The sequence below is a fragment of the Arthrobacter sp. D2-10 genome, assembly GCF_054161285.1.
Genome location: NZ_CP096431.1, coordinates 35349 through 61182, shown reverse-complemented (window position 1 = coordinate 61182; position 25834 = coordinate 35349). Strand labels below are relative to the sequence as shown.

The 25834-nt window shown below is 63.2% G+C and carries 27 protein-coding genes, 1 tRNA gene and 1 pseudogene; 10 read left to right on the top strand and 19 right to left on the bottom strand.

What is annotated here, in order from left to right; all coding sequences use genetic code 11:
* Positions 1-19: 19 nt before the first annotated feature.
* Together M1D74_RS00320 and M1D74_RS00315 are read right to left on the bottom strand one after the other, a co-directional pair.
* On the bottom strand, positions 20-454 hold the full coding sequence (locus M1D74_RS00320) for a PGPGW domain-containing protein (protein ID WP_458116126.1): 435 nt from the start codon (positions 452-454) through the stop codon (positions 20-22).
* A gap of 43 nt (positions 455-497) precedes the next feature.
* Positions 498-1256 (bottom strand): alpha/beta hydrolase family protein, encoded by a 759-nt coding sequence (locus tag M1D74_RS00315; protein WP_458116125.1) that lies wholly within the window; start codon positions 1254-1256, stop codon positions 498-500.
* 43 nt (positions 1257-1299) lie between these two features.
* On the opposite strand from M1D74_RS00315, the gene M1D74_RS00310 reads away from it, so the two are divergent.
* Positions 1300-2394, top strand: coding sequence for a GTP pyrophosphokinase (locus M1D74_RS00310; RefSeq protein ID WP_309070788.1), 1095 nt, complete (start codon positions 1300-1302; stop codon positions 2392-2394).
* On the opposite strand, the gene M1D74_RS00305 is transcribed toward M1D74_RS00310, so the two are convergent.
* From M1D74_RS00305 to M1D74_RS00270, 8 genes are all read right to left on the bottom strand, one after another.
* Positions 2381-4039 carry a cytochrome b/b6 domain-containing protein gene (locus M1D74_RS00305; RefSeq protein ID WP_458116124.1) on the bottom strand — a complete coding sequence of 553 codons (1659 nt, stop codon included), beginning with the start codon at positions 4037-4039 and terminating at the stop codon, positions 2381-2383. The genes M1D74_RS00310 and M1D74_RS00305 overlap by 14 nt on opposite strands.
* Positions 4040-4042: 3 nt before the next feature.
* Complete coding sequence (locus M1D74_RS00300; protein WP_458116123.1) at positions 4043-5029, bottom strand: electron transfer flavoprotein subunit alpha/FixB family protein; 987 nt, start codon at positions 5027-5029, stop codon at positions 4043-4045.
* Positions 5030-5038: 9 nt separating this feature from the next.
* Positions 5039-5815, bottom strand: a complete 777-nt coding sequence (locus tag M1D74_RS00295) for an electron transfer flavoprotein subunit beta/FixA family protein (RefSeq protein ID WP_458116122.1) — start codon at positions 5813-5815, stop codon at positions 5039-5041.
* A 98-nt stretch (positions 5816-5913) separates the two neighbouring features.
* Positions 5914-7377, bottom strand: coding sequence for a flotillin family protein (locus M1D74_RS00290; protein ID WP_309070784.1), 1464 nt, complete (start codon positions 7375-7377; stop codon positions 5914-5916).
* Between the two features lie 104 nt (positions 7378-7481).
* The gene (locus tag M1D74_RS00285; protein WP_309070783.1) at positions 7482-7676 is read right to left on the bottom strand and encodes a hypothetical protein; all 195 of its coding nucleotides are present in this window, start codon (positions 7674-7676) and stop codon (positions 7482-7484) included.
* A 148-nt stretch (positions 7677-7824) separates the two neighbouring features.
* Positions 7825-10203 (bottom strand): phosphoketolase family protein, encoded by a 2379-nt coding sequence (locus M1D74_RS00280; protein ID WP_458116121.1) that lies wholly within the window; start codon positions 10201-10203, stop codon positions 7825-7827.
* Between the two features lie 42 nt (positions 10204-10245).
* Positions 10246-12690, bottom strand: a complete 2445-nt coding sequence (locus M1D74_RS00275; RefSeq protein ID WP_458116120.1) for an ATP-dependent DNA ligase — start codon at positions 12688-12690, stop codon at positions 10246-10248.
* A gap of 62 nt (positions 12691-12752) precedes the next feature.
* A complete protein-coding gene (locus tag M1D74_RS00270) occupies positions 12753-13235 on the bottom strand; it encodes an SRPBCC domain-containing protein (protein WP_309070780.1) in 483 nt (160 codons plus the stop codon).
* A 46-nt stretch (positions 13236-13281) separates the two neighbouring features.
* Between M1D74_RS00270 and ku the strand changes: the two genes are divergently transcribed.
* Entirely contained in the window at positions 13282-14124 is an 843-nt protein-coding gene (gene ku, locus M1D74_RS00265; RefSeq protein WP_309070779.1) for a non-homologous end joining protein Ku, read from the top strand.
* Positions 14121-14372, top strand: a complete 252-nt coding sequence (locus M1D74_RS00260; protein WP_458116119.1) for a hypothetical protein — start codon at positions 14121-14123, stop codon at positions 14370-14372. Before ku ends, M1D74_RS00260 begins: the two co-directional genes overlap by 4 nt.
* Here the strand turns inward: M1D74_RS00260 and M1D74_RS00255 are convergent.
* The 3 genes from M1D74_RS00255 to M1D74_RS00245 form a co-directional block, all read right to left on the bottom strand.
* Positions 14369-15220, bottom strand: a complete 852-nt coding sequence (locus M1D74_RS00255) for a formate/nitrite transporter family protein (RefSeq protein ID WP_458116118.1) — start codon at positions 15218-15220, stop codon at positions 14369-14371. The genes M1D74_RS00260 and M1D74_RS00255 overlap by 4 nt on opposite strands.
* An 89-nt stretch (positions 15221-15309) precedes the next feature.
* Complete coding sequence (locus M1D74_RS00250) at positions 15310-15918, bottom strand: flavodoxin family protein (RefSeq protein WP_309070776.1); 609 nt, start codon at positions 15916-15918, stop codon at positions 15310-15312.
* Between the two features lie 60 nt (positions 15919-15978).
* Positions 15979-16224, bottom strand: a complete 246-nt coding sequence (locus M1D74_RS00245; protein ID WP_309070775.1) for a DUF2630 family protein — start codon at positions 16222-16224, stop codon at positions 15979-15981.
* 147 nt (positions 16225-16371) lie between these two features.
* Here M1D74_RS00245 and M1D74_RS00240 point away from each other — a divergent pair.
* Positions 16372-16445, top strand: a tRNA-Val gene (locus tag M1D74_RS00240).
* A 173-nt stretch (positions 16446-16618) separates the two neighbouring features.
* A complete protein-coding gene (locus M1D74_RS00235; RefSeq protein ID WP_309070774.1) occupies positions 16619-17059 on the top strand; it encodes an Hsp20/alpha crystallin family protein in 441 nt (146 codons plus the stop codon).
* A gap of 102 nt (positions 17060-17161) precedes the next feature.
* On the opposite strand, the gene M1D74_RS00230 is transcribed toward M1D74_RS00235, so the two are convergent.
* Positions 17162-17623 carry a DUF4383 domain-containing protein gene (locus M1D74_RS00230; RefSeq protein WP_309070773.1) on the bottom strand — a complete coding sequence of 154 codons (462 nt, stop codon included), beginning with the start codon at positions 17621-17623 and terminating at the stop codon, positions 17162-17164.
* A 268-nt stretch (positions 17624-17891) separates the two neighbouring features.
* Here M1D74_RS00230 and M1D74_RS00225 point away from each other — a divergent pair, with 268 nt between their 5' ends.
* The gene (locus M1D74_RS00225; protein WP_309070772.1) at positions 17892-18095 is read left to right on the top strand and encodes a hypothetical protein; all 204 of its coding nucleotides are present in this window, start codon (positions 17892-17894) and stop codon (positions 18093-18095) included.
* Here M1D74_RS00225 and M1D74_RS00220 read toward each other — a convergent pair whose 3' ends face one another.
* Positions 18096-18668, bottom strand: a complete 573-nt coding sequence (locus M1D74_RS00220; protein ID WP_458116117.1) for a cysteine hydrolase family protein — start codon at positions 18666-18668, stop codon at positions 18096-18098.
* Positions 18669-18816: 148 nt separating this feature from the next.
* On the opposite strand from M1D74_RS00220, the gene M1D74_RS00215 reads away from it, so the two are divergent.
* From M1D74_RS00215 to pstS, 3 genes are all read left to right on the top strand, one after another.
* Positions 18817-19383, top strand: coding sequence for a hypothetical protein (locus tag M1D74_RS00215; protein WP_458116116.1), 567 nt, complete (start codon positions 18817-18819; stop codon positions 19381-19383).
* Between the two features lie 29 nt (positions 19384-19412).
* Complete coding sequence (locus M1D74_RS00210; RefSeq protein ID WP_309124306.1) at positions 19413-20903, top strand: FAD-dependent oxidoreductase; 1491 nt, start codon at positions 19413-19415, stop codon at positions 20901-20903.
* Positions 20904-20976: 73 nt separating this feature from the next.
* Positions 20977-22074, top strand: coding sequence for a phosphate ABC transporter substrate-binding protein PstS (pstS, locus tag M1D74_RS00205; RefSeq protein WP_309124308.1), 1098 nt, complete (start codon positions 20977-20979; stop codon positions 22072-22074).
* Positions 22075-22259: 185 nt separating this feature from the next.
* On the opposite strand, the pseudogene M1D74_RS00200 reads toward pstS, so the two are convergent.
* Positions 22260-22709: pseudogene (locus M1D74_RS00200) on the bottom strand (SRPBCC family protein); the annotation flags it as partial.
* A gap of 220 nt (positions 22710-22929) precedes the next feature.
* Between M1D74_RS00200 and M1D74_RS00195 the strand changes: the two are divergent.
* The gene (locus M1D74_RS00195) at positions 22930-23409 is read left to right on the top strand and encodes a Dps family protein (protein ID WP_458116115.1); all 480 of its coding nucleotides are present in this window, start codon (positions 22930-22932) and stop codon (positions 23407-23409) included.
* A gap of 51 nt (positions 23410-23460) precedes the next feature.
* On the opposite strand, the gene M1D74_RS00190 is transcribed toward M1D74_RS00195, so the two are convergent.
* Genes M1D74_RS00190 through M1D74_RS00180 form a run of 3 tightly spaced genes read right to left on the bottom strand, consistent with a single transcriptional unit; the run spans position 23461 to position 25815 of the window.
* Positions 23461-24474 (bottom strand): cation diffusion facilitator family transporter, encoded by a 1014-nt coding sequence (locus M1D74_RS00190; protein ID WP_458116114.1) that lies wholly within the window; start codon positions 24472-24474, stop codon positions 23461-23463.
* Complete coding sequence (locus M1D74_RS00185; protein ID WP_458116113.1) at positions 24471-24950, bottom strand: transporter substrate-binding domain-containing protein; 480 nt, start codon at positions 24948-24950, stop codon at positions 24471-24473. Before M1D74_RS00185 ends, M1D74_RS00190 begins: the two co-directional genes overlap by 4 nt.
* 52 nt (positions 24951-25002) lie before the next feature.
* Positions 25003-25815, bottom strand: a complete 813-nt coding sequence (locus tag M1D74_RS00180; RefSeq protein WP_458116112.1) for an enoyl-CoA hydratase/isomerase family protein — start codon at positions 25813-25815, stop codon at positions 25003-25005.
* Between the last annotated feature and the right edge of the window lie 19 nt (positions 25816-25834).

Here is a 25834-nt window from a genome sequence, read left to right as displayed (position 1 = left end):
TGGCGGGATTCGGGAGAACCTACCGGAAACGACGGATGCTGTAGACGAGCAGGGTCAGCGCGATGATGGCGGAGAGCACAAGGCTGAGCCCCGCGCCCCATCCACCGAAGAGCCACCAGCGTTCCTCCAGCGGCCACCAGCTAGGCGCCGGCGGCTGCAGCATCCAGAGGATCCCGAGCCCCATGAAGAAGAAGGCACCCAGAGCGCTGAAGGCGATCCGCGGCCAGGTCTTCACGCCGACCCGCGCAGCCTTGTACGCCTGTTTCTTGATCGGGTGCAGCTTCCGCTCTGCCCACTCGTACTGCTGGGACAGCACGGCTAGGCCACCAACCAGCATCAGCAGCCCCGGTCCGGGCAGCACGAGCGCGGCGATTCCGAGCACCACAAGGGTCCAGCCAAGAATTTCGAGGCCGGTACGGTGGGCAGCCCGATGGAGCCGGGATCGTGCATTCATTGGTGCAGGATCCCACACTTCCCTGAATTCCCCATGAACACCGTTACGTGAGACGTTCTATGGCGGTAACGACGCTTGCCCATGCGTCCGTTCCAGGCGTGATCATCGCGTAATGGTCACCCGGAATGCGGATAACCTCCGCCGTCGCTCCCTCCGCGACCGCGGCATCCACGTACGACTGCGACTGACTCAACGGAACTGTGGAATCCTCCTCGCCGTGCAGGGCCAGCACCGGCACCGATAGCGGGACAACCGACATCGGGTCGGCAAGCCGGTACTTTTCGCCATCGGGCTCACCGAGGAAATCCTGAACGGCGCCGTTGCCCAGCCTCTCCTCGCGGGCTCGTTGCAGGTTCAGCACGCCGGACTGACTGACGACGCCGGTGATCGGGACGGTCGGCACGCCGCCTCCCGGAGCATCCGGGGGCAAAGACGGCCGCCCCGCCGCCCATACCGCAAGGTGACCGCCCGCGGAGTGGCCGAGTGCCGTCGTCGTACTGGCGTTGAGGCCGTGTTCCCTGGCCGCGAAGGCGAGCAGGTCTATGCCGGCGGCTACGTCCTGGAAGGATTCCGGCCAGCCTCCTCCGTCGCCCACGCGCCGGTATTCGAGGTTCCAGCAGGCGAAACCGCGTGAGCTGAGGTCTTCGGCGAGCGGGGTGCCCAGTTCTAATGTGTAGCGGCTCCGCCAGAACCCCCCATGAACAATGACGACGACGCCCGGCCGTTGCTGCCCGACCGGCAGGTGAAGTTCGGCAAACTGGTTCGGATCGCTGCCGTAGGTGTAGCGCTGGGGGCCAGTCACCTTCGACAGCGTAGCCGGTGTCGGTGACGGGTGTTTAGATGGGTTGGTGAGTGCATGGGATGAGTTGGACGAGAGGCTGCGGCCTGCCGTCGAGGAGAGCGTTCGGGAGTTTGAGCGCGTCCGGCCTGCGCTGGTGGCCGTCACGGCGGATGCCCGGGAGCGGATCGAGGGCATGTTCAACGGCACGGAGTTACGGCCGCTGTTCATCACGGCGCGCACCAAGACGGTTGAGTCGTTCCGGGACAAGGCCTCGCGGATGCTGGTGGACGGTGACGGACCGCCCAGCCTGGTGTTCCCCGACCCTCTCCGGAACCTGACGGACCTGGTCGGCGTGCGCGTGATCACGACCCTCCCCCACGAAGTTGACGACGCCGCCAACCTCATCAAGCGTCAGCGGCATGAGTTCGACTGCCGCGGGGACCGGGAGAAGGACATCGGTTCCATTGAATCGGGAACGTACGGTTACTCCAGCCGGCACCTGATCCTGCGCACCATCCAGAACGACGCCGTCCGTGCCTACCAGCAACTGCTCGGTTCAGATTCCGGCAGCTACCTCTTCGAGACCCAGATCCGCACCGTCCTTGCCCACGCCTGGTCGGAAATCGAGCATGACATCCGGTTCAAGTCGTTCAACCCGAAGGCGTGGAGCCCCTACTTCGACCGGCAATTCACCGCCACCGCGGCGATGCTGGAGAGCGTCGAGTCGACCTTCGCCGACCTACATTCCCGGTACCAGAAAGTCACCGGCTTCTGGGATCCGAACGGCGAGGGCGGCGTCGAACTGACGCCGGACCGCATCCGCGAGGTGTGGCAGACGCTGCTGCCGCATGTGGACCGCAAGTCCGACGACGACTGGCGCTGGGCGGCGGAGCTGCTGTCCGCGCACCGGCTCACCACCACCACGGCCCTCGTTTCGCTGCTGCAGGCTGACACCATCACCTCGGTCCGGCGCGCGCTGGACCACCGTTACTCGCCGGGGCCTGACCGGCTGCTCGACGACGTGCTGCTCTGGAACTTCGGTGAACGGCATATCGAACTGACGGCGGATCCGTCGTCGGAATCCGGTGCTTCGCGACGCGACAGCCTGGTACGACGGTTCCGCCAGATCCGTACGTTCCGCTCACTCAACGCGAGCTGACACGCCCAAACAACCCCGCGAGGGGGGCCAACACCACTGGTCGCGCCGCGATCCAGGCACCGATGACCAGCAGGAGCGATCCAAAGAAGATCCAGAACCCGGTCCAGTTCACTGCGTCCTGGCCGCCGTACATGTGATTGAGGTTCCGGAGGGCACCCGTCGCGAACACCAGTGCAACGTGACCGATGATGAACACCACGAAATAAAGCATCACGGGAAAGTGGATGGCCCTTGCCCACTCGATCGGATAGAGGCGGTTCAGGGTTTTGGCGTCCTTCGGCCAGATTCCGGACATGCGCGCGCCGGATATCGCTGCCAGCGGGGCGGCGATGAAGACGGTGACGAAGTAGGCGAGCATCTGGAGGCTGTTGTAATTCACCCAGCCGTTCTCGGTGGGCCAATCCAGCGAAACATACTGGATCAGGGCTGACAGCGCGTTCGGGATCACCTCCCAGGTGATGGGCACCAGGCGTGCCCAATGGCCCGTGACAAACAGGAGCACCACAAATATCAGCCCATTCAGGAGCCACAGGACATCGAGCGTCTGATGGAACCAGGAAGTGATGCTGATTTTCCCGTCGCTGCCCTTGGACCACTTCGGCGTCCAGTATCCCGGCGGTCGTGTTTCCCTGCGAACCTGCAGGCCCGACCGGATGATCAGGACAATCAGGAAGAAGTTGAAGAAGTGCTGCCATTGGGCCCATGCCGGGAACCCTGGATCCGTGCCGGCCGGCAGGGCGGTTTCACCCGGATACGCCGTCAGGAAGTCCCGCATGAAGTCGAGCGTGACCAGCCACCGCGTGAAGAACACCGCTGCCCATGCGACCCCCAGAAGCCCGAGCGCGCCGAACACCAGTATGGCTGTGCGGCTTCGCGGTTTCTTCGGGTTCGTGGGTTTCGTGGGTTTCGGGTCCGCCCGGCTTGCGGGAGGCTGGGGAAGCGGCGCGGATGCTTTCGCCTCTTCCTGTGCTCCTGACGTTTCCGTCCCCTCCTGAGTCGTAGGTGCCGCTACCCGTTTACGCTCAATTAGGGATTCGATGACGACGGCGGTCTCCGGGGGCCAGGGATCGCCGCCTGACACCCGGGGCAACCCGCGACGCAGCAGCGTGGACCCCACCGCCGCTGTTGCTGCGGGCGCCGACGCGATGTCTTTGGGCCGTGATGGCGCTTCGTCAGCCGGTGCTGGAACCGTTGGTTTCCCTGGCAGCTCGACGGAATCAGTCGCCGGAGCTGCCGTCGTCGCAACTTCTGCCTGATCCTCCTTTACAGGGGCAGAGGATGCAGCCGCAGGCAGCTTGACAGCAGGAGGCCAAGGATCACCTCCCACGGCCCTGGGAAGGCCGCAGCGCATGGTGCGTGCAGTCGCCCCTGCCGGCGTCACGGGCTGCGGAGAAAGCGCCGTCGTCGTCTTCTCGGGAGGTGGCGCCGGCGTCGGGGGCTGCGGAGGAAACGCCGTCGTCGTCTCCTCGGGAGGTGGCGCCGTCAGCGTGCTCACGCGGTCGCTGCTGACAGCACCGGGTCTGGGAGAGGGTTCGCGGCGGGCGTCATCGCTCTGGTCCACCACTGCGGTGCCCGCGGGAGGCCACGGTTCGCCGCCGCTCTGCCGGGGCAGTCCCCTGCGCATCGTGCGGCCGTACGTCGCCATGGCCTACTCCTTCCGGGCGGACAGCGAATTGATCAGCTGCGGCACTACCTGGAATAGATCTCCGACGACGCCGAAGTCGGCGATCTCGAAGATCGGTGCGTCCGGATCCTTGTTGATCGCCACGATGGTTTTGGCGGTTTGCATGCCGGCACGGTGCTGGATGGCGCCGGAGACCCCGATCGCCACGTAGAGCTGCGGCGAGACGGAGATCCCGGTCTGACCGATCTGGTAGTTGTTCGGCACCCATCCGGCATCGACTGCGGCGCGTGAGGCGCCGACGGCCGCCCCCAGGACATCGGCCAGCTGGTCAACGAGGGCGAACTGCTCCTGGGACGTAAGACCCCGTCCTCCCGCCACGACCTTGACGGCACCGCGCAATTCGGGGCGGGTTGAGGTCACAGTGCGCGCTTCGAACGACTCAATGGATGCTGCAGCGATTCCGGACGAAGGGACATCGAGTGACTCTATCTGCGGTGTCCGGGCTTCGGCGCGGGAGTCGACTGCACCTTCGCGAAGAGTGATGACGGGGGCACCGAACGTGGGCGCGCAGTCGACGCTGTAGGCGCCGCCGTACACCGAGTGGTGGGCAACGATTCCCTCTGGATCCCGCCCGACTCCCACGGCGTCGACGGCCAAGGCGGATCGCGTGCGCGCCGCGAATCGTCCGGCTGCATCCCGCCCGTCAACGGAGTTGGAGATCAGGATCGCGTCAGGCCGAACCAGTCCTGCGGCGGCGGCGAGGGCGTCGACAGTCGGCACAGCCAGCAGGGAGCACACTGACTCAGGCTGGGCAATGAGCACATAGGCGGCACCGAGGTCACCGGCCGCGGCAGCGATATCCGCTGCCCCGTCCGGTCCTGCCACGATAAGCGCTACGGGCGTGCCGACCTCAGCCGCGGCGCCCAGGAGTCCCGCTGCGCTCCTGGCCGGCGTGCCTGAGGGGGTGGTCTCAAGCAGGACAAGAATTGAGTCTTCGGGAAAGGTAGTCATGCTCGTTCCTTAGGCCAGTCGGTTCTGAATCAGGAACTCGGCAAGTTTCTCGCCGGCGTCTCCCTCATCGACGATCTTCATACCGGCGGATCGTGCGGGCCGCTCTGACACTGCAAGCATGATGGAACGAGGGACGTCCAGCGCCTCCGGATCAACCTCGAGGTCAGCGGCGGTCAGCTTCTCAACGGGCTTCTTCTTCGCCGCCATGATGCCCTTGAAGTTGGGGAAGCGTCCGGCGGGGAACCGCTCGGTGATCGAGATGACCGCCGGCAGTGCCGCCGCTACCTCCATGATCCCGCCGTCCGTTTCACGTGTTCCGTGCACACGCTCGGCAGACACCTCGACGGAGGTCAGGGAACTTGCGTGCGGCACCCCCAGCAACTCGGCGAGCATGGCGGGGATTACCCCGCCCTGCCCATCGGTCGAAAGGTTGCCGGCAATCACGAGGTCAAACGCGGTACGCCGGATTGCCGCAGCCAACACCTCAGCTGTGAGACCAAGATCGGCACCGACCAGTTTCTCGTCGGCGATGTGGACCAGCTTGTCCGCACCCATGGCCAACGCCTTGCGCAGTGTCGTCGTCGCCGATTCAGGGGTCATGGAGACGACCGTGATCTCCGGGCTGTCGAGTGAGCCGGCAAGGGACAACGCCAACTCAAGTGCCCGCTCGCCGATCTCGTCGAGCACAGCTTCGCTGTCGCTGCGCTCGGCGAGGCCCGTCTCGAGATTCAGCTTGCGTTCCCCGTAGGTGTCCGGCACCTCTTTCATGAGAACGACGATCTTCATTGACCCTCCTCAGTGTCTGATGGCTCCGGCAGCGCCTCACCAATTCAGTGAGGGAGCGTTAACCGAAAACCATCTGCACAGAGGATACCGCGAGACCGCTACGAATGCGGTTCGGACGGCGCGGCAGGTGAGGGCTTTGTGCCGTTGCTCCCCCAATTGCGGAGCATCTCAACCGCATCGAGACCAGTGGTGTCTTTCAACAACTGGAACGTCTGGTGCAGACCGCCGCTCACGTTCCTGCTGAGCTGGCTGGCGCCGTCGTTGGAAATCACTGTCATGTTATCTATCGCGGACATAGGTGCTGCGATCTCGCGTGCCACGAGCGGCAGCATCTCCATAACCTTGTTGAGCACCGCAGCGTCGTTGAATTGCTCGTACGCGCGAGCCTGCGCCTCGATGCCCTGCGCTTCGGCGATGCCCTTTTGGCGGACCACGTCTGCTTCGGCCTCACCACGAACCTTGATCACCTCGGCTTCGGCTGCGCCGTTTGCCCGCGTGACTGCTGCGGCGGCATTGCCTCGCGCTGTGCTCGCGGCGGCTTCTGCCTCGGCGGCCACCTTGTCGCCCTCTGCGGTGAGGCGTCGCTTGGTCAACAGGACCTCCGCCTCCACCTGGTCGGCCTCGGACTGGCGCTTGCGCTGCTCGAGCTTGCCGGCCGCTTCCTGCTCCACCCGGTACTTTTCGGCGTCGGCCGGCTTGCGGATCTCAATGTCGAGTTCACGTTCGCGGAGTTCTGCCTGGCGGGAGGTGACCTGCTGTTCCTTGAGCAGGATCGCTTGCCTCTGCTCCGCGGCTGCAAGGGGCCCCGCGGCGTCGGCCTGCGCCTGGCGGGCGTCGGCAACTTCCTTCAGCTCGGCGCGGCGGATGGCAAGACGCTGTTCTGCGAGCGCCACCTGCTCGTCCGCGATGGCCGCGGCTTCCGCGGCTTCCTGGGCGGCATTCGCTTCAGCGATTTTTGCGAGCTTCTCGGCCAGGGCAGCCTCCGGACGCCCAAGGTTTTTCAGATAGCTCGAGTCGTCATTGACGGACTGGATCTGGAAGGTGTCGATCACGAGGCCCTGGTTGTGCATCGAGTGCTCGGCCTCTTCCTTCACGCTCTTTGCGAAGGAAGCACGGTCCTTGATGATGGAATCGACCGTGAGCGTACCGACGATGGAGCGCAGCGAGCCCGAGAGTGTTTCCTGCGTGTAGTGGTCGATCTGGTCCTGCTGGTTGAGGAAGCGCTGCGCAGCCCGGCGGACGGCTTCTTCGTCGCCGCCGACCTTGATCTGGGCTACACCGGTAAGGTGCAGCTTGATGCCGTTCTTGGAGATGCCCTCGATCTGCAGGGTGACCTGTCGCGACGCCAGCGAGATCGAGAAGGCCCGCTGGCTGAACGGGTTGATGAAGGTGCGCCCGAAGACAACCCGTTGGCCCTCCTGGTTGCCCTTGCCGGTGATGATGAGCGCTTCCGCAGGACTCGCAATCCGCAAGGCCATCCGTGCGATGATCACAGCGACCAGACCCAGAACGATAAGGACGCCGACAATCACCCCCAGTGTGACCAACAGGCCAATATCCACAGTGTTCCCCCATTTTGATAAGACTGATGTGACGGCGGTTACCGCCAGCACAGACGCTACACGATGGGGTTACCCGATCCTCACCCCGCGTTGTGCGCCTTCGGTCAGGCGCCTTCACGCCGTGCGTCAGCCCAACTCTCGGCAGCTGCAAGCTGGCGTCGGGCGGCTGCAACCACGGCATCCGGCCGCGGGTTACGCCAGACCTGCTCGAGCTCCGAGAGTGCATCCGCGACAGCGCGGCTGGCAGCAGCCAGGACCGTCGACTCGTTCGCTGTATGAATTACCGGAATGGTGCTCATAACACTTATTCGTACTCGCGTGACCTTGGGATTTCTGTGTGTTCAAGTTGATTTCCCGGTCGGGGAAGTTCGTCACCGAAGCCCTATGCGTCGTCGTCGTCGTCATTGGGTGCCGCAGCCAACAGGGTGAGCCGCCGGGAGGCGCTCCTCAACCGGCGTCGTCGGGCGATGCCTCTTCCAGCAGCCAGCCGGTGACCTCAGCGATGTCCTTACCGGCGTCGCGCGTGTGCTGCCACGCCCGCTGCCGCTCATCCTGCAGATATTGCCGGAGACCGGCCTGTGTGGAGCGCAGCGACGGCACTCGATCGATCACGTCCATTGCCAGCTGATACCGGTCAATCTGGTTCAGCATCGCCATGTCGAACGGCGTGGTAGTAGTCCCTTCCTCCTTGTAGCCGCGTACGTGGATGTTGTCGTGGTTGGTCCGCCGGTACGTCAGCCGGTGAATCAGCCAGGGGTAGCCGTGATAGGCGAAGATCACCGGCCGGTCGCGGGTGAAGAGCGTGTCAAAGTCCCGTGCCCGCATTCCGTGCGGATGCTCGGCGTCGTCTTGCAGTCGCATCAGATCGACCACGTTCACCACACGCACCTTCAGCTTGGGCAGTGCCTCCTTGAGCAGACCCGCCGCTGCCACCACCTCGACGGTAGGCACATCCCCTGCACAACCCAGGACGACGTCGGGATCCTCCCCGCCGCCCGGGTCCTCACTTCCCGCGAAGTCCCATACCCCGATGCCCCGTTCTGCGTGGAGACGCGCATCTTCCGGTCCGAGCCACGTCATGGTCGGCTGCTTGCCGGTGACGATCACGTTCACACGGTCCCTGGTCTGCAGGCAGTGTTCCGTGACGGCGAGCATCGTGTTCGCGTCCGGCGGCAGGTAGACCCGAATGACGTCGGCCTTCTTGTTGACCACATGGTCGATGAAGCCGGGGTCCTGATGCGAGAACCCGTTGTGGTCCTGCTGCCAGACATGGCTGGACAGCATGTAGTTCAGTGAGGCGATCGGTTGCCGCCACGGCAGATCCTGGTGCACTTTTAGCCACTTGGCATGCTGATTGAACATCGAATCCACAATGTGCACGAACGCCTCGTAGCAGTTGAACACCCCGTGCCGCCCTGTGAGAAGGTACCCTTCCAGCCAGCCCTGGCACAGGTGCTCACTCAGCACCTCCAGTACGCGGCCGGACCGTGCGAGGTGCTCATCGACGTCGTCAATCCGGTGCTGCCACGCCTTATCGGTGGCCTCGTAGACGTCCTGCAGGCGGTTAGATGCCGTCTCGTCCGGACCGAAGATCCGGAAATTCTCCGGATTCAGCCGAATGATGTCCCGCAGATACCCGCCCACGGCGAGCATGGGGCTCACCTTTTCCTTGCCGGGTCGCTCGACGACGACGGCGTGGTCACCATAGGCGGGCAGTCGGAGGTCACGCAGCAGCCGGCCGCCGTTCGCATAGGGCGTTGCGCTCATGCGGAGGTCTCCGGCTGGAGCACCAGCAGCTATCTCGTCCCGAAGGCTGCCGTCCTCCATGAACAGCTCCTCGGGCCGGTAGGAGCGCATCCATTCCTCGAGCTGCGCGAGATGCGCGTCGTCGTCGTGAACCCCTGACAGCGGGACCTGATGTGCCCGCCAGGTTCCCTCGACCTGCTTGCCGTCCACCGCGGCGGGGCCGGTCCAGCCTTTCGGCGAGCGCAGCACGATCATGGGCCAGGGCGCGTACCCTTCAGTCCCCCGAGGTTCCGTCCGGGCCTCGGCCTGCAGTGCTGCAATCCGTTCCAGGCAGGTGTCGAGGGCGGAGGCGAAATCGCGGTGTGCCTGCTCGGTGGCGTGCGGATCTGTCACCGTGACGAAGTGGGGCTCGTAGCCGTAGCCCCGCATCAGGTGTTCGAGTTGAGCCTCGGGCATTCGGGAAAGCACGGTCGGATTGGCGATCTTGTACCCGTTGAGGTGCAGGATCGGCAGGACCGCGCCGTCGTGCTTTGCGTCGAGGAAGCTGTTCGAGTGCCAACTGGCCGCCAGCGGCCCCGTCTCTGCTTCGCCGTCGCCGATCACACAGGCTGCAACCAGGTTCGGGTTATCGAAGACCGCCCCGAACGCGTGGGCAAGCGAGTAGCCGAGCTCGCCGCCCTCGTTGATGGAGCCGGGGGTTTCCGGAGCCGCATGGGACGGTATGCCGCCCGGATAGCTGAACTGTTTGAAGAGCTCCTTCAGGCCGGCAGCATCGCGACCCACATGGCTGTAGGTTTCCGTGTACGTTCCTTCCAGCCAGGCGTTGGCCACATTCGCGGGACCGCCATGGCCGGGTCCGGTGATGAAAAGCATCTCCTGGCCGCGTTCCACGATCGCCCGGTTGAGATGCGCGTAGACGAAGTTGAGGCCGGGGGTGGTCCCCCAGTGCCCGAGCAGCCGCTCCTTGACGTCGTCGCGCCGTAGCGGCCGCCGCAGCAAGGGGTTGTCCCTCAGATAGATCTGCCCCACCGACAGGTAGTTGGCAGCCCTCCACCAGGCGTCGAGCTGTTCAAACTGCATAGGCTCCTACTCCCCTTGTTCCTGTTGAGTCAGATTCCGGAGTCAGATGTCGACGACGACGTCGGACGGCTTCTTGTCCGGCCGCCACCCCCGCCAGACCGGATGGCGCAGCTTGCCGCCGGACGTGCGTTCGCTGAACTGGACCTCCCCTACGAGTGCCGGCCGGACCCAGCGGGCATCGGACGCATCGGGGGCCGGCACATCGTCGAGCGGTGCCGTCTTGCGGGCCATCTTCTTCAGCCTTGAACCGATCTCCGCGAGCTCCCGCTCAGTCAGCCCGGAGCCCACGCGCCCGATGTACTTCAAGTCAACGCCGTCGGGAATCGCCACCAACAGTGAGCCGACCTTGTGTGCGCGGCTGCCCTTGCCCGGACGCCAACCGACGACGACGACCTCCTGGGTGAGCGCGTGCTTGATCTTCACCCACGATTCGGACCGCCGGCCCGGCGAATAGGTGCTGCTGACCCGCTTGGCCATGATGCCTTCGAGGCCCAGTTCCTTGCTGGCCTCGATCGCTTCGTCGAGCGTCGCATCAAGGGCGGGAGGTACCTGGATGTGACCGTCCTCGGGACCGTCCACGGCCTGCTCGAGTACCTCGCGGCGTTGTGAGTATCCGAGGTCCAGCAGGGAGTTTCCGTCGAGATGCAGCAGGTCGAAGAGCAGGAAATGGACCGGGGTGCGTCTTCGCGCCGCTTCGATGTCTGAGTGTTTGGTGAGGTTCATGCGCCCCTGCAGCAGGCCGAAATCCGGGCGGCCCGCCTTATTGATCGCGACGATCTCCCCGTCCAGCACCGCCTGCTCACCGTTAACGTAGCTGCCGAGGTCAGCAAGCTCGGGATACGCCTTGGTCAGGTCGTTGCCGTTGCGGCTCAGGAGCCGGGTTCCCTCCGGGGTGACCGTCGCGACAGCCCGGATACCGTCCCACTTCATCTCGAAGGCCCAGCCGTCTTCCGAGCGCAGCAGCCCGGGATTTCCCGTTGTGGCCAACATAGGTCTCAGCGTGGGAAGTTCTTCGGTGGTGCGCGGCCTGAAGGCGGGAGGTGAGGGCTGGCCGGGCTGTTCCTTCATCAGGTGGATCAGCCAGTTCTTCTCGGCCGCGTCGGTGGGCCCGCCGGTATGGATCAGGGCGAATCTGCGCACTGCGTTGCCGCCTCTGGCAAGGCCCCCATCCTCACGGCCCTGCAGCGTACAGATGACCTCCTTGCCCGGCCGCCACTTCTCCGCCTCATACGTGCCGGAGTCCCAGATGTACACCTCGCCGGCCCCGTATTCGCCCCTGGGGATGGTGCCCTCAAACGAGCCGTAGTCGAGCGGGTGGTCCTCGGTCTGGACAGCGAGGTGGTTTTCCCCCGTGGAGGTGGGCGGTCCCTTGGGGATGGCCCAGGAGACCAGTACGCCGTCGCGCTCCAGCCGGAAGTCATAGTGGAGGCGCCGCGCGTGGTGTTCCTGAATGACGAAGCTGTTGCCGCCCGGCTCGCCCACCGTGTCCGGAACGGGCTCCGGTGTTTTGGAGGCATCCCGCATGGAGCGGTAGGTGTGCAGGCGGTCCGGGCCGCCGTCGTCGTTGTCGGGGCCTCCGTTGTCCTCTGCGCCATCCCGGTCCATGTCCCCGAGCAAATCGCCGTACTCGGAGATCCGCGCGATCACCTGCTCATAGTTGAGGTGGTCAAGATCCGGATCGTCGAGCTCCTCCCAGGTCCGCGGCGCCGCAACCATTGGATGCGCTTTCCCGCGGAGTGAATATGGCGTGATGGTGGTCTTGTTGCGGTTGTTCTGGCTCCAGTCCAGCAGCACCTTGCCCCCGCGCAGCGACTTCTTCATGTCGCTGACCACCAGGTCCGGGTGGTCGGCCTCCAGAATGCGCGCCAATTCCTTCGCGACGGCGGACACCTGGTCCGAGGTCTGCTTCCGGTCCAGCGGGGCATACAGGTGGATCCCCTTCGATCCGCTGGTTACCGGCCTCGGGTCCAGGCCCATGTCGTTCAGGATCTCACGGGCCAGCCGGGCCACTTCGGCGCATTCAAGCAGCGTTGCGCCCGGTCCCGGGTCAAGGTCGAGGACCATTCGGTCCGGGTTGCCTACCTCTCCATTGGGACCGAACTGCCACTGCGGCACGTGGATCTCAAGGGCTGAGATCTGCCCCAGCCAGGTCAGCGTCGCGAGGTCATTGAGCAGCGGGTACACGTTGGTGTGGTCGCTGTGCTCGATACCGTGGCGCTCAATCCACGACGGCGCGGATTTGTCGAGGTTCTTCTGGAAGAACACCTCGCCTGGTTTTTCTTCGGTGCCGACGCCGTTGACCCACCGTTTGCGCGTCACCGGCCGGTTACGGGCGTGTGGGATGAGGCAGTCAGCGACGGCCGCGTAGTAGGCGAGGACATCGGCCTTGGTGGTGCCCGTCTCGGGATACATCACCCGGTCCAGGCTGGTCAGCTTCAGACGGCGTCCACCGACGGTAACCGTCTGCTGTGCGCTGCCTGGAGCCATTTCCCCAGTCTTGTAGGGATGCTCCGATTACGCCAGTGCGGTCGGCGGCACAGAGATCTGATTCAGTCGCCGAGCTCCGCCTCATACCGGGCCACGTACTGGTCCCACAGTGCCGGATCCTGTCCGAGCGGGCGTTCGTTCAGGAAGTCGTCGAGGCCCATGAGGGTCAGGTGCCAGCCTGCCGCCGAGCGGGCGATATCCTGGCCCTCCTGGACCGTGTTGGTCAGCGTGAGGAGGCTGCCGCCGTCGTCGTCGTCCTCGATTTCCCAGCGCAGGACTTCCTCATCCCACGTATAGGCGAGCAGCCGCGGCTTCTCTGCCTCCAGAACTGTCCCTTCCATGGCTTTCTGGCCCGGGAACTTGAAGGTGACCACGGCACCGGGACGCGGCAGGATGTCCAGCTCGCATGGGAACCAGTACTTGAGCTTCTCGGGATCAGTGAGGTGCTTCCACAGCACCCTGGCCGGCGCATTGAAGCGCATCTCGAACCAGAGGGCGGGTTCTCCATCGGCGAGCGTCTTGGTAACCATCGGTTCGGAGTTCACCTAAGCAATCGTAGACCGGCACGGGCAACACTGGTTCACTAGGAACATGAGAGCGATCTGGAAAGGCGCAGTGGCGTTTGGGCTGGTCAACGTGCCCGTGAAGGTTTACAGCGCCACCGAAGACCATGACATCAGCCTTCACCAGGTGCATGACAAGGACGGTGGCCGGATCCGCTACCAGCGGCGGTGCGAGATCTGCGGCGAGATCGTCGAATACAAGAACATCGACAAGGCGTACGACGACGGCGAGCGCACCGTCGTTCTCACCAGCGAAGACCTCGCTTCGCTCCCGGTAGAGAAGAGCCGGGAGATCGAGGTGGTCGAGTTCGTTCCGAGCGACCAGATCGACCCGATCATGTTCGACCGCGCCTACTACCTGGAGCCCGATTCGAAGTCCACAAAAGCCTACGTACTGCTTCGTCGGACCCTGGAGGAGACGGACCGCACCGCGATCGTCCAGTTCTCGCTTCGGCAGAAGTCGCGGCTGGCCGCCCTGCGCGTCCGCGGGGATGTACTCATGATTCAGACGCTCCTCTGGCAGGACGAGGTCCGCGAAGCCACCTTCCCCTCCCTCGATGAGAAGGTTCGTATTTCCGCCAAGGAGAAGGAAATGTCCGCGGCACTGGTGGAATCCTTCTCCTCCGACTTCGATCCCGAGAACTTCAAGGACGACTACCAGGAGCAGCTCCGCACGCTGATCGAAGCGAAACTCGAGAAGGGCGAGGCGCTGGACACCGACGAGACGTTCGGAGAGACGGGCGACCAGGAGGGCGGCAACGTCCTCGATCTTATGGAAGCGCTCCGCCGCAGCGTGGAGAAAAACCGCGAGAAGAAGAGCGCGGCGGGAACGAAGAAAACCGCGAAAGCCACCTCGAAGAAAGGCGCATGATGGGATTCATCCGGAACGACCTGGGGCAGCAGACAATCGCGCAGAAGCCGAACGCGCCCATCGTCGGGTGGGCACTGCTTGGCGTGGCATCCATGATGGCGCTGGAGGAGAAAAACCGGATGGCACTCGCCGCCGCGAGCACAGCCTGCCTGATGGTATGGGCAGCGCTTGAGGTGACGCGAGGCGAGAGCGGCTTCCGCAGGACCATGGGCAGCCTGACACTCGGCTGGCTGGCCCGGAAGAGCTAGCTGGAGGCAGTAGTGGGATCCACGGGCGCCTCTTTCCGTTCGCGCTCCACGAGCTTTCGGTCGCGCACCAGCCGCAGCGCCGTCACCAGCAGAATCCCGCCGGCGATATTGAACACCACTGTGTAGCTGAACCAGCCCAGCCAATCCAGGTAACTGATCTCGGCGCCCACCTGGATGCCGCCGAAAATCAGCAGCGAGTCGAGGATTGAATGGAAGAGCTGCAGACCTGACAGCAGAAAACCGCCGACGACCGCTGCCGCGAGCTTGCCGCTCATTGCCTCGGTTCCATGCTGCATCCGCGTCATCAGCGTGATCGTGCTTCCTCCCAGCACTGCGAGACATATCGTCTGCCAGCTCAGGTCGGCGTGGACGTAGTGTTCAGCGGAGCTTGTGATGGTCCCTGTCCACTGCGGGAAAGCCGTCACCACGAGCATCATGAAAATCCACCCGCCGACGAGATTGGCGGCCAGCGTGCCGGCCCACAACTTGCCCAGTTGCCCGAGTGTGGCCTGCTTGGCTGTTACTGCAGCGATCGGAACGAGGAAACCCTCGGTGAACAATTCGCTCTTCGCGAGCAGCAGCGCTATGAGTCCGGCACTGAAAGCCAGTCCTGCCAGTAAATGGTTCCCGGTTTCATGGAGCACTGCCAAGTACGCCAGGACGCCGATTCCGATCTCGAAACCACCAAACAGTCCGGTGATGAGGACGTCGGCGAACGTTCGATGCAACCGCTGGGCACCCTCGTCAACGGTGCGGTCGAACGACTTCTCGATCTCATCCTCCACCGGCCCGGCAGTGCTGCCGAGTTCGCTCCGCCGCGCGTCGCCATCATTCTTGTGCTCGCTCAAGCGCTTACCTTTTTCCCTTGAAGGATTCGTGAGTTCGCAGGGAGCACCCTCTGCCAGGGTGCTCCCTGCGAACTCACTTGAGCTGTGGCTTACGGGGCGGGGTAGGACGCCACCTTCAACGACTTCGCGAGGTGCACTGCGTTCGCCGTCATCGCTGAGATGGTCGACGCGACCACGTCGGGCATTTCGTCCAAATCCTTGAAGTCCACCGTCTGCATCGCCTCGCCCACCCAGTACACGCCGCCCTGTGCGGGGACGGTGAACCCGATGTCGTTCAGCCCCTGGTGCATCTCGGCGGTGACGTGGTGAGCGCCGTCTTCATTTCCGACGACGGCCGTCAGGGCCACCTTGTCGTACATGATCGGTCTGCCCGCATCATCCGTGGAGGAGATGTCGGCATCCAACCGTTCGAACACCCGCTGACCGAGGCTGCTCATGTGTCCCACCCAGATCGGGGCGCTAAGGAGGAAAATGTCCGCATCGAGGATCTGCTGCCGTAGCTGCGGCCACTGGTCCCCGTTGCCCATGTCGGTTTCGACGCCGGGCGCCACGTTGTAGTCCACTACCCTGGCCGACGATGTCGTTACCCCCTGCTCCTCCAGCTTCCCGAGGATACGGTTCGCCATGAGGTCGCTGCTCGAGTCCGCCGGCGATGGTGTCAGAGTGCAGATCAGCGCAAAAGCCTTGAGATTATCCATGGGTTCCTTTCGGTCTTTGTACACCGTGTTCGTCGCCGCCCGTGTCATGGACGGGCTGAGCTACTGGCGGTACCCCTCGACTTGATCAATAGGCCTGGCCTCTGCCTCCTGGGGGCTTTCCCCTGCGTCTTCCTTGGCGCGGCGTTGACGGAGCAGGTCCCAGCATTGGTCCAGTTGTTCCTCCACCCGCCGCAGCCGGCTTTGGCGGTCACCGCCCTGGTCGCCCTCGCCCGGAGCGGCGTCCCGCAGGGTGTGTTCTTCCTCCACAAGCGCCTGGATACGCGCCAAAATGTCCTGATCGTTCATGACAACTCCTTCGCTGGCTTTCAGAGGCGGGGCTTCAGCTGGAACAGCCCGGGTTAGTCAGGCTACTTAGTAGCAGCCTGGATATCTACCGCTTCCCGCATTTGCGTGATCCGTCTGTGGATGCCCTAAACTAACGGGGAACTATTTGCCTGTGTAGCTCAGTCTGGTAGAGCATCCGCTTCACACGCGGAAGGCCCGGGGATCGAGGCCCCGCGCAGGCACCGTTCGAAGCCCGTCCCGCTCCATCGGGGCGGGCTTTTTGGTGTCTGTGAGCGTTCGTTGTGGGCGAACAAAAAGTGTTAGCACTCTCAAGGTTCGAGTGCTAATTTAATGACTGGGTTGAGCGAACGTGACTCAACTCGAACCAGCTAGACCACACAGGGAGTGAACCACCATGGCTATGAAATTCGACCCATTCCGCGAACTGGACCGTATGGCCGGCGCACTTCTGGATCCCCGCCAAGGCCTGCGCCTGATGCCCATGGACCTCTATCGCGAGGGTGACCACTACATCTTGAACGCTGACCTTCCGGGCATTGACCCGGGCTCTGTCGACATCGACGTGGACGGCCAGCTCCTGACCATCCGCGCGGAGCGCACCCTGCGCAATGCCGAGGGGGTCAAGTGGCTTACCCGCGAGCGTGAAAGCGGATCCTTCCTCCGCCAGCTCAACCTCGGCCAAGGCATCGACATTGACGCCATCTCTGCCCGGTATGAGAACGGTGTCCTCAGTGTCACCATTCCGGTCAGCGAGCGCGCAAAGCCTCGCAAGATCGAGATTGTCTCCGGCGAGGACGCGCAGCCGGTCCGAGGCGACAAGGCAGTGGAGGCCTAAACCCCTCCTGTCGCGGACCACAACGCACAGAACGACGACGGCGGGTTGCGACCCGCCGTCGTCGTTCTGTTTTCAGTCGATCAGTTTCTATGCCGGGAAGGGTTACCGCGCCCCGGCTGTACGGTGCTTGTCCCGCAGCGCGAGCGCAAGGGCGATCATCGCGATAGCGAGGACAAGGTGCAGAATGTTGTCGGCCGCATTCACGGGAACGAAGTTGGCCGCCGAATCCTGCGGAATGATGAGGCCGTAGATGAACAGAACGGCGTAGATTACCCCTCCCCAAAGGAGGAAGTTATAGGCTCCGGTGGCGGTCTTCGCCATCACTATGCCTGCTATCCCGAACAGAAGATGCACGATGTTGTGCAGGATAGAGACCTGGAAGATGCCGAGCAGTAACGCGTTCGACTCAGAGCCCGCGAAGGCAAGCTCGTCCATGCCGCTGGTTATCCCGGGAATGAAGCCCAGTATGCCGACGAGCAGGAAAACAACTCCAACAGCGAGCGCAGCCTTTTGAATATTGGTACGGGTCCCGACGCCCGAGCCCGGTGAGTGTGTCGATGCCATTGAACTATCCCCTCTAGTTGCCGGCGGGGCGGGGCGCCGACCTGTGATCTCGCGAGTTGATGAACAGCATTTCCCGCCACTGGTATTCAAAGAATCCCACAGTACCGCGCAAATAGAAAGCAAGCTTAGTTAACTTTTCGATAAACCTCCGTCTGAGGTTGTGGGAATGACTCTTTCCCCAGCTGTTAGGGATTCACCCAGTTTTCGTTCACCGAACATTCAGACAGACACCTTACTGTGGCGGTAATCACACGTCGAAAGGTCCTCCATGAGCATTGAACCTGCCTCCCTGACTGACTTCTCCGCCCTCAAGCGCGGTCAGCGGATTACCCTGCGATCTACCTCAGGGCACCAGGTCACGGGTGTCCTCGAGGACCGCGCCGAGGACGCGTCAGTGGTCTGGGTGCGCATGGATGATGGGGCCGGGCGACGACTCTTCCACCGGGAGGATGGTTACAGCGTCGCTTTCTGATCACGCCGTATAACCGGCACGGTCCAGGAACAATTGCTTGATCACCTCCGCGCCCATGAGCCGCTGGCGGTATTCATCAGTCAGCACGCCCAAGACGTTCTGCGCATACTCCTCGTTGGTTGAGGCGATAGCGTCCTCGGCGTACACCACCCGCAAGTTATTGGCGTAGGCATCCGCCGCAGTCTGAGCCACACAGTTATGCGTTGCCACCCCCGCAAGCACAACGGTATCCACGCTCAAGTTCCGTAGACGCTGCAGTAAATCCGTTCCGAAGAATGCGCTGTCGCGGGTCTTGACCATCTCTGGAAGCCCCTCAATCTGCAATCCCTCGACCGGTTCGGCTTGCTCCGTCCCGCTGAAGAGGAAACCCTGGTCGTCGTCGAGCATGCTCAACGTCCAGGTCGATTTATCCCGCTGGTGCTCGGTCCGGATCACATACACGGGCGTACCGGCTTCACGAGCATCCGCGATGGCTGCGTTGCACGCCCGAACCAGCGGTTCTTTCTGCTTCCCGAGGATCTCGTCCTCAAAGAATGCGTTCTGCATGTCGATGACCAGTAGCGCAGCCGTCATGTCCGAAATCCTTCCCGAATGGGTCCTCCAACTTCAGACAGCATACTTAGTTGTCGTCCTCAGATCAGGACGGAGCAGTTTCATGCCCACCGGCCCTTGAGGGGTTGGATCACGGGGTCTAGCGTTGGTCGCACGGAGGTGGTCAATCGTGCGACCGACGCGACAGGGGGGCCTAGCGGTGCTGCTCGCCGTCGTCGTTATTCCCGGCTGCAGTTCCGAGGCTGCCTCCCCGCCCTACTTCCAACCGCTGCCGGTCGCGGTGGAACCGGGAGACGTGTTTCCTCTGCGGACCCTCTACAGCGGATGGTGGAGCACTCCCGCATTCACGCCCGGTACCGCCGGGTTGCCGTTGAGGGTAGGGCTTGTCCGGGCGGATACCGGCGAGCTTCTGGCCGGTTACGACCGACCGGCCGGACGCCAGGTTCCGGCACCCAACCGCACTCCTGCACGGGGCTGGCCAGCGGGGGCAATACTTGCCGTCGACCTGGCCACGGGTGCGGTGTGGGACTGGTTCACTGTGGATGCTGAAGGCCTGCCTACCCCCGGATTCAAGGCAGAAGTTTCCGCCGAACAAGGCTTTCCCCCCATCGCCGGAAGGACCCCTCCCGGCACTTTCCACACTTTCCTGCGTGATCTGGACAGCGGTGAAGTGATCTATCTCGGCACCGCTCCGGCAGACCTACCCGACAACATTCACATCGAATTGGACTGGTAAGAAACCGCACTACAGAAGGAGAACTGGCCGTGAAATCCCTTTGGCTCGAATCAGCGCCGCGCATACCCACCGATGCCTTCAAGGAGGGTGGCCAGTACGACTCGGTGGTGGTTGGGGCCGGTATCACCGGCCTCACCGTCGCCACACTGCTCGCGCGATCCGGCCAGCGGGTGGCAGTCCTGGAAGCCCGCTCTGCCGGCGCAGTCACAACCGGAAACAGCACCGCGAAGGTGTCCCTCCTGCAGGGCACACAGTTGTCCTCCATCATCAAACATCACGGCGCCGCCCTGGCTCGCCATTACGTGACCGGCAACCGGGAAGGCCAGAGCTGGCTCCTTCGGTTCTGCGATGAGAACGGCATCAGTTATGACGTCCGGGATGCAGTCAACTACGCAGTAACAGACGACGGCGCCCGTCTCCTCAGCGAAGAGCGTGACGCATGCGCCAATTCCGGGCTCACTGCAGTACTGGAGGACTCCTCGTCGGACCTTCCTTTTCCCGTGACGCGCACACTGCGCGCGGCCGGCCAGGCTCAGGTCCATCCGATGGAAGTTCTCTCCGCGCTGGCGGCCGACCTGCGTAAACATTCCGGCGAACTGGTCGAGGACGTGCGCGTCACCGGAGTGAAGGCCGGAAGCACAAAGGGGGAACGAACTACGCTTCAAACGTCGCGCGGCGAGGTAACCGCGGCGAATGTCATCGTCGCCACCGGGACGCCGATCCTGGACCGCGGCGGACACTTCTCCGTCCTGCAACCGCACCGGTCCTACGCTGTCGCCTTCACTGTGCAGGATGAAATTCCCGGTGCCATGTACCTGTCAGTTGATTCGCCCTCGCGAACCCTGCGTAACGCCACTGTCGAGGGACGCCCGTACCTCATCGTGGGCGGCAACGGACACACAGTCGGACGTCAGGCCCATACCCAGTCCCTGGTCGACGACATCATCCGCTGGACACAGGAGCACTTCCCCACCGCGCAACCATCCTTCAGTTGGTCCGCGCAGGACTACACTCCGGCGTCGTCCGTCCCTTATGTCGGCAGGATGCCCATCGGTGGGCAGGCCATCTATGCCGCCACCGGCTTCAACAAGTGGGGTTTCACCAATGGCGTCGCTGCCGCCCTGGCCCTCTCCGCAGAGATCCTTGGGGGCAACATGCCGTGGGCCAAGGAACTCTACAAAACCCGAGTAGGCAAGCAGGACGCACTGAGCACCGCCAAAACCAATGCGGGCGTCGGAGTAGAGATGGTGAGCGGCTGGCTCGGTGGACTGGTGCGCGCATCCCATGCGCAACCGCCCGAGGGCCAGGGCGTGGTGGTGCGGGAGGGTGCCCGACCGGTTGGTATCTGCCAGATCGCGGGAATCACCCACCGGGTCTCCGCGGTCTGTACCCATCTTGGCGGGGTGTTGAGTTGGAACGACGCGGAACAGTCGTGGGACTGCCCCCTTCACGGCTCGCGCTTCACCCATGACGGCGTACGGCTTGAGGGACCGGCCACGCGCGACCTGCAGTCGCCGTGAAGCCCTTCACCTGTTGTTCAACGTGAGTTCACGCTGCATTCACCTGTATCGTGAGCGTGTGATTTCGCGTCGCATGACAACCATCGTCCTTACCTGTGCCGCAGCCCTTACCCTGGTGTCCTGCGGCTCCGATTACCCGCTGGGCCCGGAACAGGAAGCAGCGGCGCAAAATGCCGACTCCACTCTCAGCGGAACAACAACCGGCGCAGGGTCCTCAGCCCAGGGCCCCGCCATGAACGCCTGGCAGTCGGAATTCGCCACCCTTCACCCTGACGTTCGGGTGCAATACTCCCCCGACGGCTCCGGCGCCGGTCGCGGTGCCCTCCTGGCTGGAGCAGTGGACTTCGCCGGGTCGGATGCCTACCTCAGCGAGGAAGAACTCGAGGAATCGCGTGAAGTCTGCGGTCCCGACGGAGCTTTCAACATCCCCGCCTATGTGGCGCCGATCAGCATCGCATTCAACTTGCCCGGCCTTGAGGAGTTGAACCTCGACGCGGAAACGATCGCCCGCATCTTCCGTGGAGAAGTCGCGCGCTGGAATGACCCGTCCATCGCCGCTCAGAACGAGGGTGCTGACCTGCCGGACACCCCAATCACCCCGGTCAGCCGCTCGGACGATTCCGGAACGACGGAAAACTTCACCGACTACCTCCACTCAGTAGCGCCCGACGTGTGGACCGACGAGGCGGACGGCACCTTCCCGGCTGACCTTGCCGGAGAAAACGCCAAGGGCAATGCGGGCGTCGTCAGCACTGTGTCCGGCACCGAGGGAGCTGTAACCTACGCCGATGACTCCGCCGTCGGACCGCCGCTGGGCCGGGCCAAGCTGCTTGTCGGAACTGAATACGTTGCGGTCAGCCCGGAAGCGGCAGCGGCCGCGGTCGATGTAGCCGAACCTGTGGAAGGCCGCGCCGAGTTCGACATTGCACTGGACCTGGACCGGGAAACAACAGAGCCAGGTGCCTACCCGCTGGTGCTGGTTTCCTATCACATCTACTGCACTACGTATGAGGACGAGGAAACGGCGAACCTTGCCCGGACCTTCGGCACGTTCGTGGTGAGCGAAGAGGGTCAACAGGCCGCAGCGGAAGCCGCCGGCAGTGCGCCGATTTCGGCTGGCCTCTCCGAGCGTGCTAGTAAAGCCATCGAGACAATCAGCGTCGGAAGCTGACGCGTACAGAGGCGCAAAGGGAGAGCCCTCCTATGGAGAGCCCTCCCTTCAACCCGTGAGGGCTAAGCCGGGTTGGCGGCTCGGGGTCCGCCTGACTCCGGGTCGTCGAGGGACGGATCGACCAGGCCGACTCCGCCCGCGAGCGGATCCGCCGTCTGGCTCGTTGTAGCCGAACCCGATCCGGGTGCATCGACGTTGCCTCGCCAAGCGCCGGTCTCATTGCCCGTGTTCTCGATGAACTCCTTGAACCGTGCAAGGTCCGACTTCACCTGCCGGTCATCGGCACCCACTGCTGCGCCCACCTTCTCCGTGAAGCTTTCCGGATCCCAGTCCAACTGGACGGTCACCCGGGTGGTGGTGTCATCCAGTCGGTGGAAGGTCACAACGCCGGCATGGGATTTACCGTCGGTGCTCTTCCATGCGATGCGCTCGTCTGGATGCTGCTCGGTGATCTCGGTGTCGAACTCCCGCTCAACTCCGCCCACCTTGGTGACCCAGTGATTGCGGGTGTCGGAAATCTGGGTGATGGACTCCACGCCCCCCATGAACTCAGGGAAGGTTTCGAACTGCGTCCACTGGTTGTAGGCCGTGGACACGGGCACCGATACGTCGATGAATTCCTGAACTGTTGCCATTGTCTGTTCCTCCTCTTTTACTGGAACTTCACGTGGAACAAGTCGCGGACTGATGACCGCTTGATCGCCACGCTAACCCACGGTGAACCATGGATCAATGAAATGCTAAGTTTACTTAGGGTTTTCCCAGTAATAGTCTCCGGGCCCAGTCCGGACTTCGACTGGGAGCCCAATGCTGGCAGCGTTCAGCGTCCGAATTTCCGTCAAGAGTGGAGGATTTATGAAGGCGTCAAAGACCCTGACCGACAACATGCAGTCCGTTCTGGTTGACCTGGTGGAACTCCATCTGCAGGGCAAGCAGGCCCACTGGAACGTTGTCGGCAAAAATTTCCGCGACCTGCACCTGCAACTGGACGAGATCATTGAGGATGCGCGCCTGTTCGCCGATCAGATGGCGGAGCGGATGCGCGCACTGCACGCTGTTCCGGACGGACGGAGCGCCGTCGTCGCCAAGGGCACGTCACTGGATGAGTTCCCCTCCGGCCTGGTGGACACCAAGGACACCGTGACCATGGTGGTCGCCATGCTTGAGGCGGCCGTCGGCAGGATGCGTGAGGTCCATGACCAGGTGGACGAGGAAGATCCGACGACCGCGGATATCCTCCACGGCATGATCGAGAGATTTGAGCAGTATGCCTGGATGGTCAACGCCGAAAACATGCAACCGACGGCCAACGTGGTGAAGCCCGCTCAGAAGTAGTACAGGAAGCGGTTGGGGTGCTGGCCGCTAGGCCGCCACCCTGACTCCTTTCTAGCGGTACTCCCCTCCGCCCTGTGTCAGGCCGGGCAGGAACTCCTCGGGTAGCACCGTAACCGGCACGATCACCATGTCCTGAGCCTTCCAGTCCATCTCGACGCAGGCCTCCCTGGCTTTTTCAATCCTGCGAAGCGTTGCACCGGGCCATTTCCTGGGCACCACAAACGACTCGATGTGGAAGACGTGCCCCTCATCCCGGACCCGTGATCTGGCTTCCCTGACCCAGGGCAGGCTCTGGAGGTACGCATCAATCCGCTCGCCGAGTGGGTGAGGCTCGGAGTCGTCATAAGTCCTGGCCCGCGTGTCAGTCAGACCTCCGATAGCTCCTCGCAGATTCTTGATCCCGTCGTGCAGGATGCTCGTGGAGATGATGAGCGCGGCCACGGAGTCAGCCCACCACAGACCCATACCGATGCCCAGTACGCCCACGGCTGCGGAGAGTGCTGTCATCCAGTCCGCCTTATTCATGTCGGCGTCGGCGTAGAGCACCTTGTCATGCAGCGTCTTGGCGAGTTTCATCTTGATGATGCCAAGGACCACCGGCGGTCCTGCTGTCAGCAGCATCGCCAGCACCATCAGCCATCCCAGCCAGAAGGTATTGCCCAACAGGGTGATTCCGCCAATTGTGGGATGTTCGGCTGTCACAAGCTTCAACCCTGAGTCGACAAGAAGGTACCCGCCCATGACCACCAGCGCCACTGCTGCCACCAGGTGGGCCACGCCGACCGCCCGGTGATACCCGTAGGGATGGGACTCAGATGGACGACGGCGGATCACCCTGGTTGCGACAAGGAAGGAGATTGGAGGCAGGAAGGACAACATGTCTTCGATCCACGCGGCCTTCATGGCCTGCGAGTTCCCCAGCACCAGATACACCAGAAATGTGGAGACGGCCAGGAAGATTATGGTGATCCATTCCCACTTGACCGCCTTCCGGAGTGCGCGTTGCTGCTCCGGCGGCAATTCGGTGTGGCCAAAACGGGCTGCGTCTTTCTCACCGTTGTTCACAGTTGAACCTCCTGCGCCTGAAGGAACTGGTCAAGCTTCAGCAGGAAGGCGTTTTCGCCAAGCGGCACGAGCATGACGTGCTTGACGGTTTTGTCGCGCTCATCAGTGGTTTCCGTGTACGGCCTGGTGATCCCAGCGTCCTTGATCCACGGGGTGTCCGCGCCGAATCCGCCGATGGCCAGATCGAGCTCACCATGGTGGAGGTCGTCCGCTAGTTCGTGTTCGGTGCCCTGCACCCACTCGATGCCGGCGTCCAGCGTGTCTGCAAATTCCTCGACCAGCTCCGGTTCAATGCCCTCCGGATCTCCCGACGCAGGCAGCTGGACCCACTCGGCGTTCTCGCTGACGCCTACCCTGAGTGTCCCTCCCGATACCCTTTCGAGCGTTCCTTCCGGGTCCTGTGGAATGGCGATGCCGCAGGATGAGAGGCCCAGCAGGAGCAGCAGCCACGGCACCACCTCGTGAATTCTCAGCATGCTTAGCAAGATACCCCTTCACTAGCTTTTACGCAGGTCAGGGCCGGAATTGTCAGCGTCCGGGGAAGTTGGGGCGCTCCTTTGCGAGGAAGGCACGAGTTCCTTCTACCTTGTCTTCCGTAGCGAAAGCGGCGCGGAATGACTCCGCTTCCACAGCAAGGCCGTCGGCGGTGGTCATACCCTGCGTGGCTGAAAGCGTCTGCTTGACCAGTGCGACGGCGGCGGGAGACTGGCGCCCTACGAGGACGACGGTGCTGTGTGCGCCGCCGAGCAGTTCCTCGACCGTGTCGAAAAGCGCTGTGACAAGGCCTGCCCTCTGTGCTTCCTCGGCATTCAGACGGCGTCCGGTGAAGAGGAGCTCGCGGGCCAAACCCTGGCCCACGTACCGCGGCAGCCGTACAGACCCACCGAAACCGGGAACGAGGCCGAGGCTGACTTCCGGCTGCCCGAACGATGCCGTCGAAACCGCGTAGATCAGGTCACACGCCATAGCGAGCTCACATCCGCCGCCCAGGGCGAACCCGTTCACTGCAGCGATGACCGGAACCGGCAGCTGCTCAATCGCTAGGGTCACTCCGTGCATGCGGGAGCTGTAGGCATGCGCTTCATCGGGACTCATCGCGGTCATCTCGCGGATGTCCGCACCGGCGACGAAGGCCTTCCCCGCGCCGGTGATGATGACTCCGCGGACCGGCCACGCGCCGTCGTCGTTCGTCAGGACCTCAGACACCGCAGCAAGGCAATGCTCAAGATCTTCGATTACTCGTGAGGACAGGGCGTTCAGGGCATCTGGCCGATTGACCGTGATGGTCAGCACGGTGTCACGAATGTCGGTGAGAAGAGTGGCGTAGACAGGAAACTGCATGCGGCCAAGCGTAGCCCCC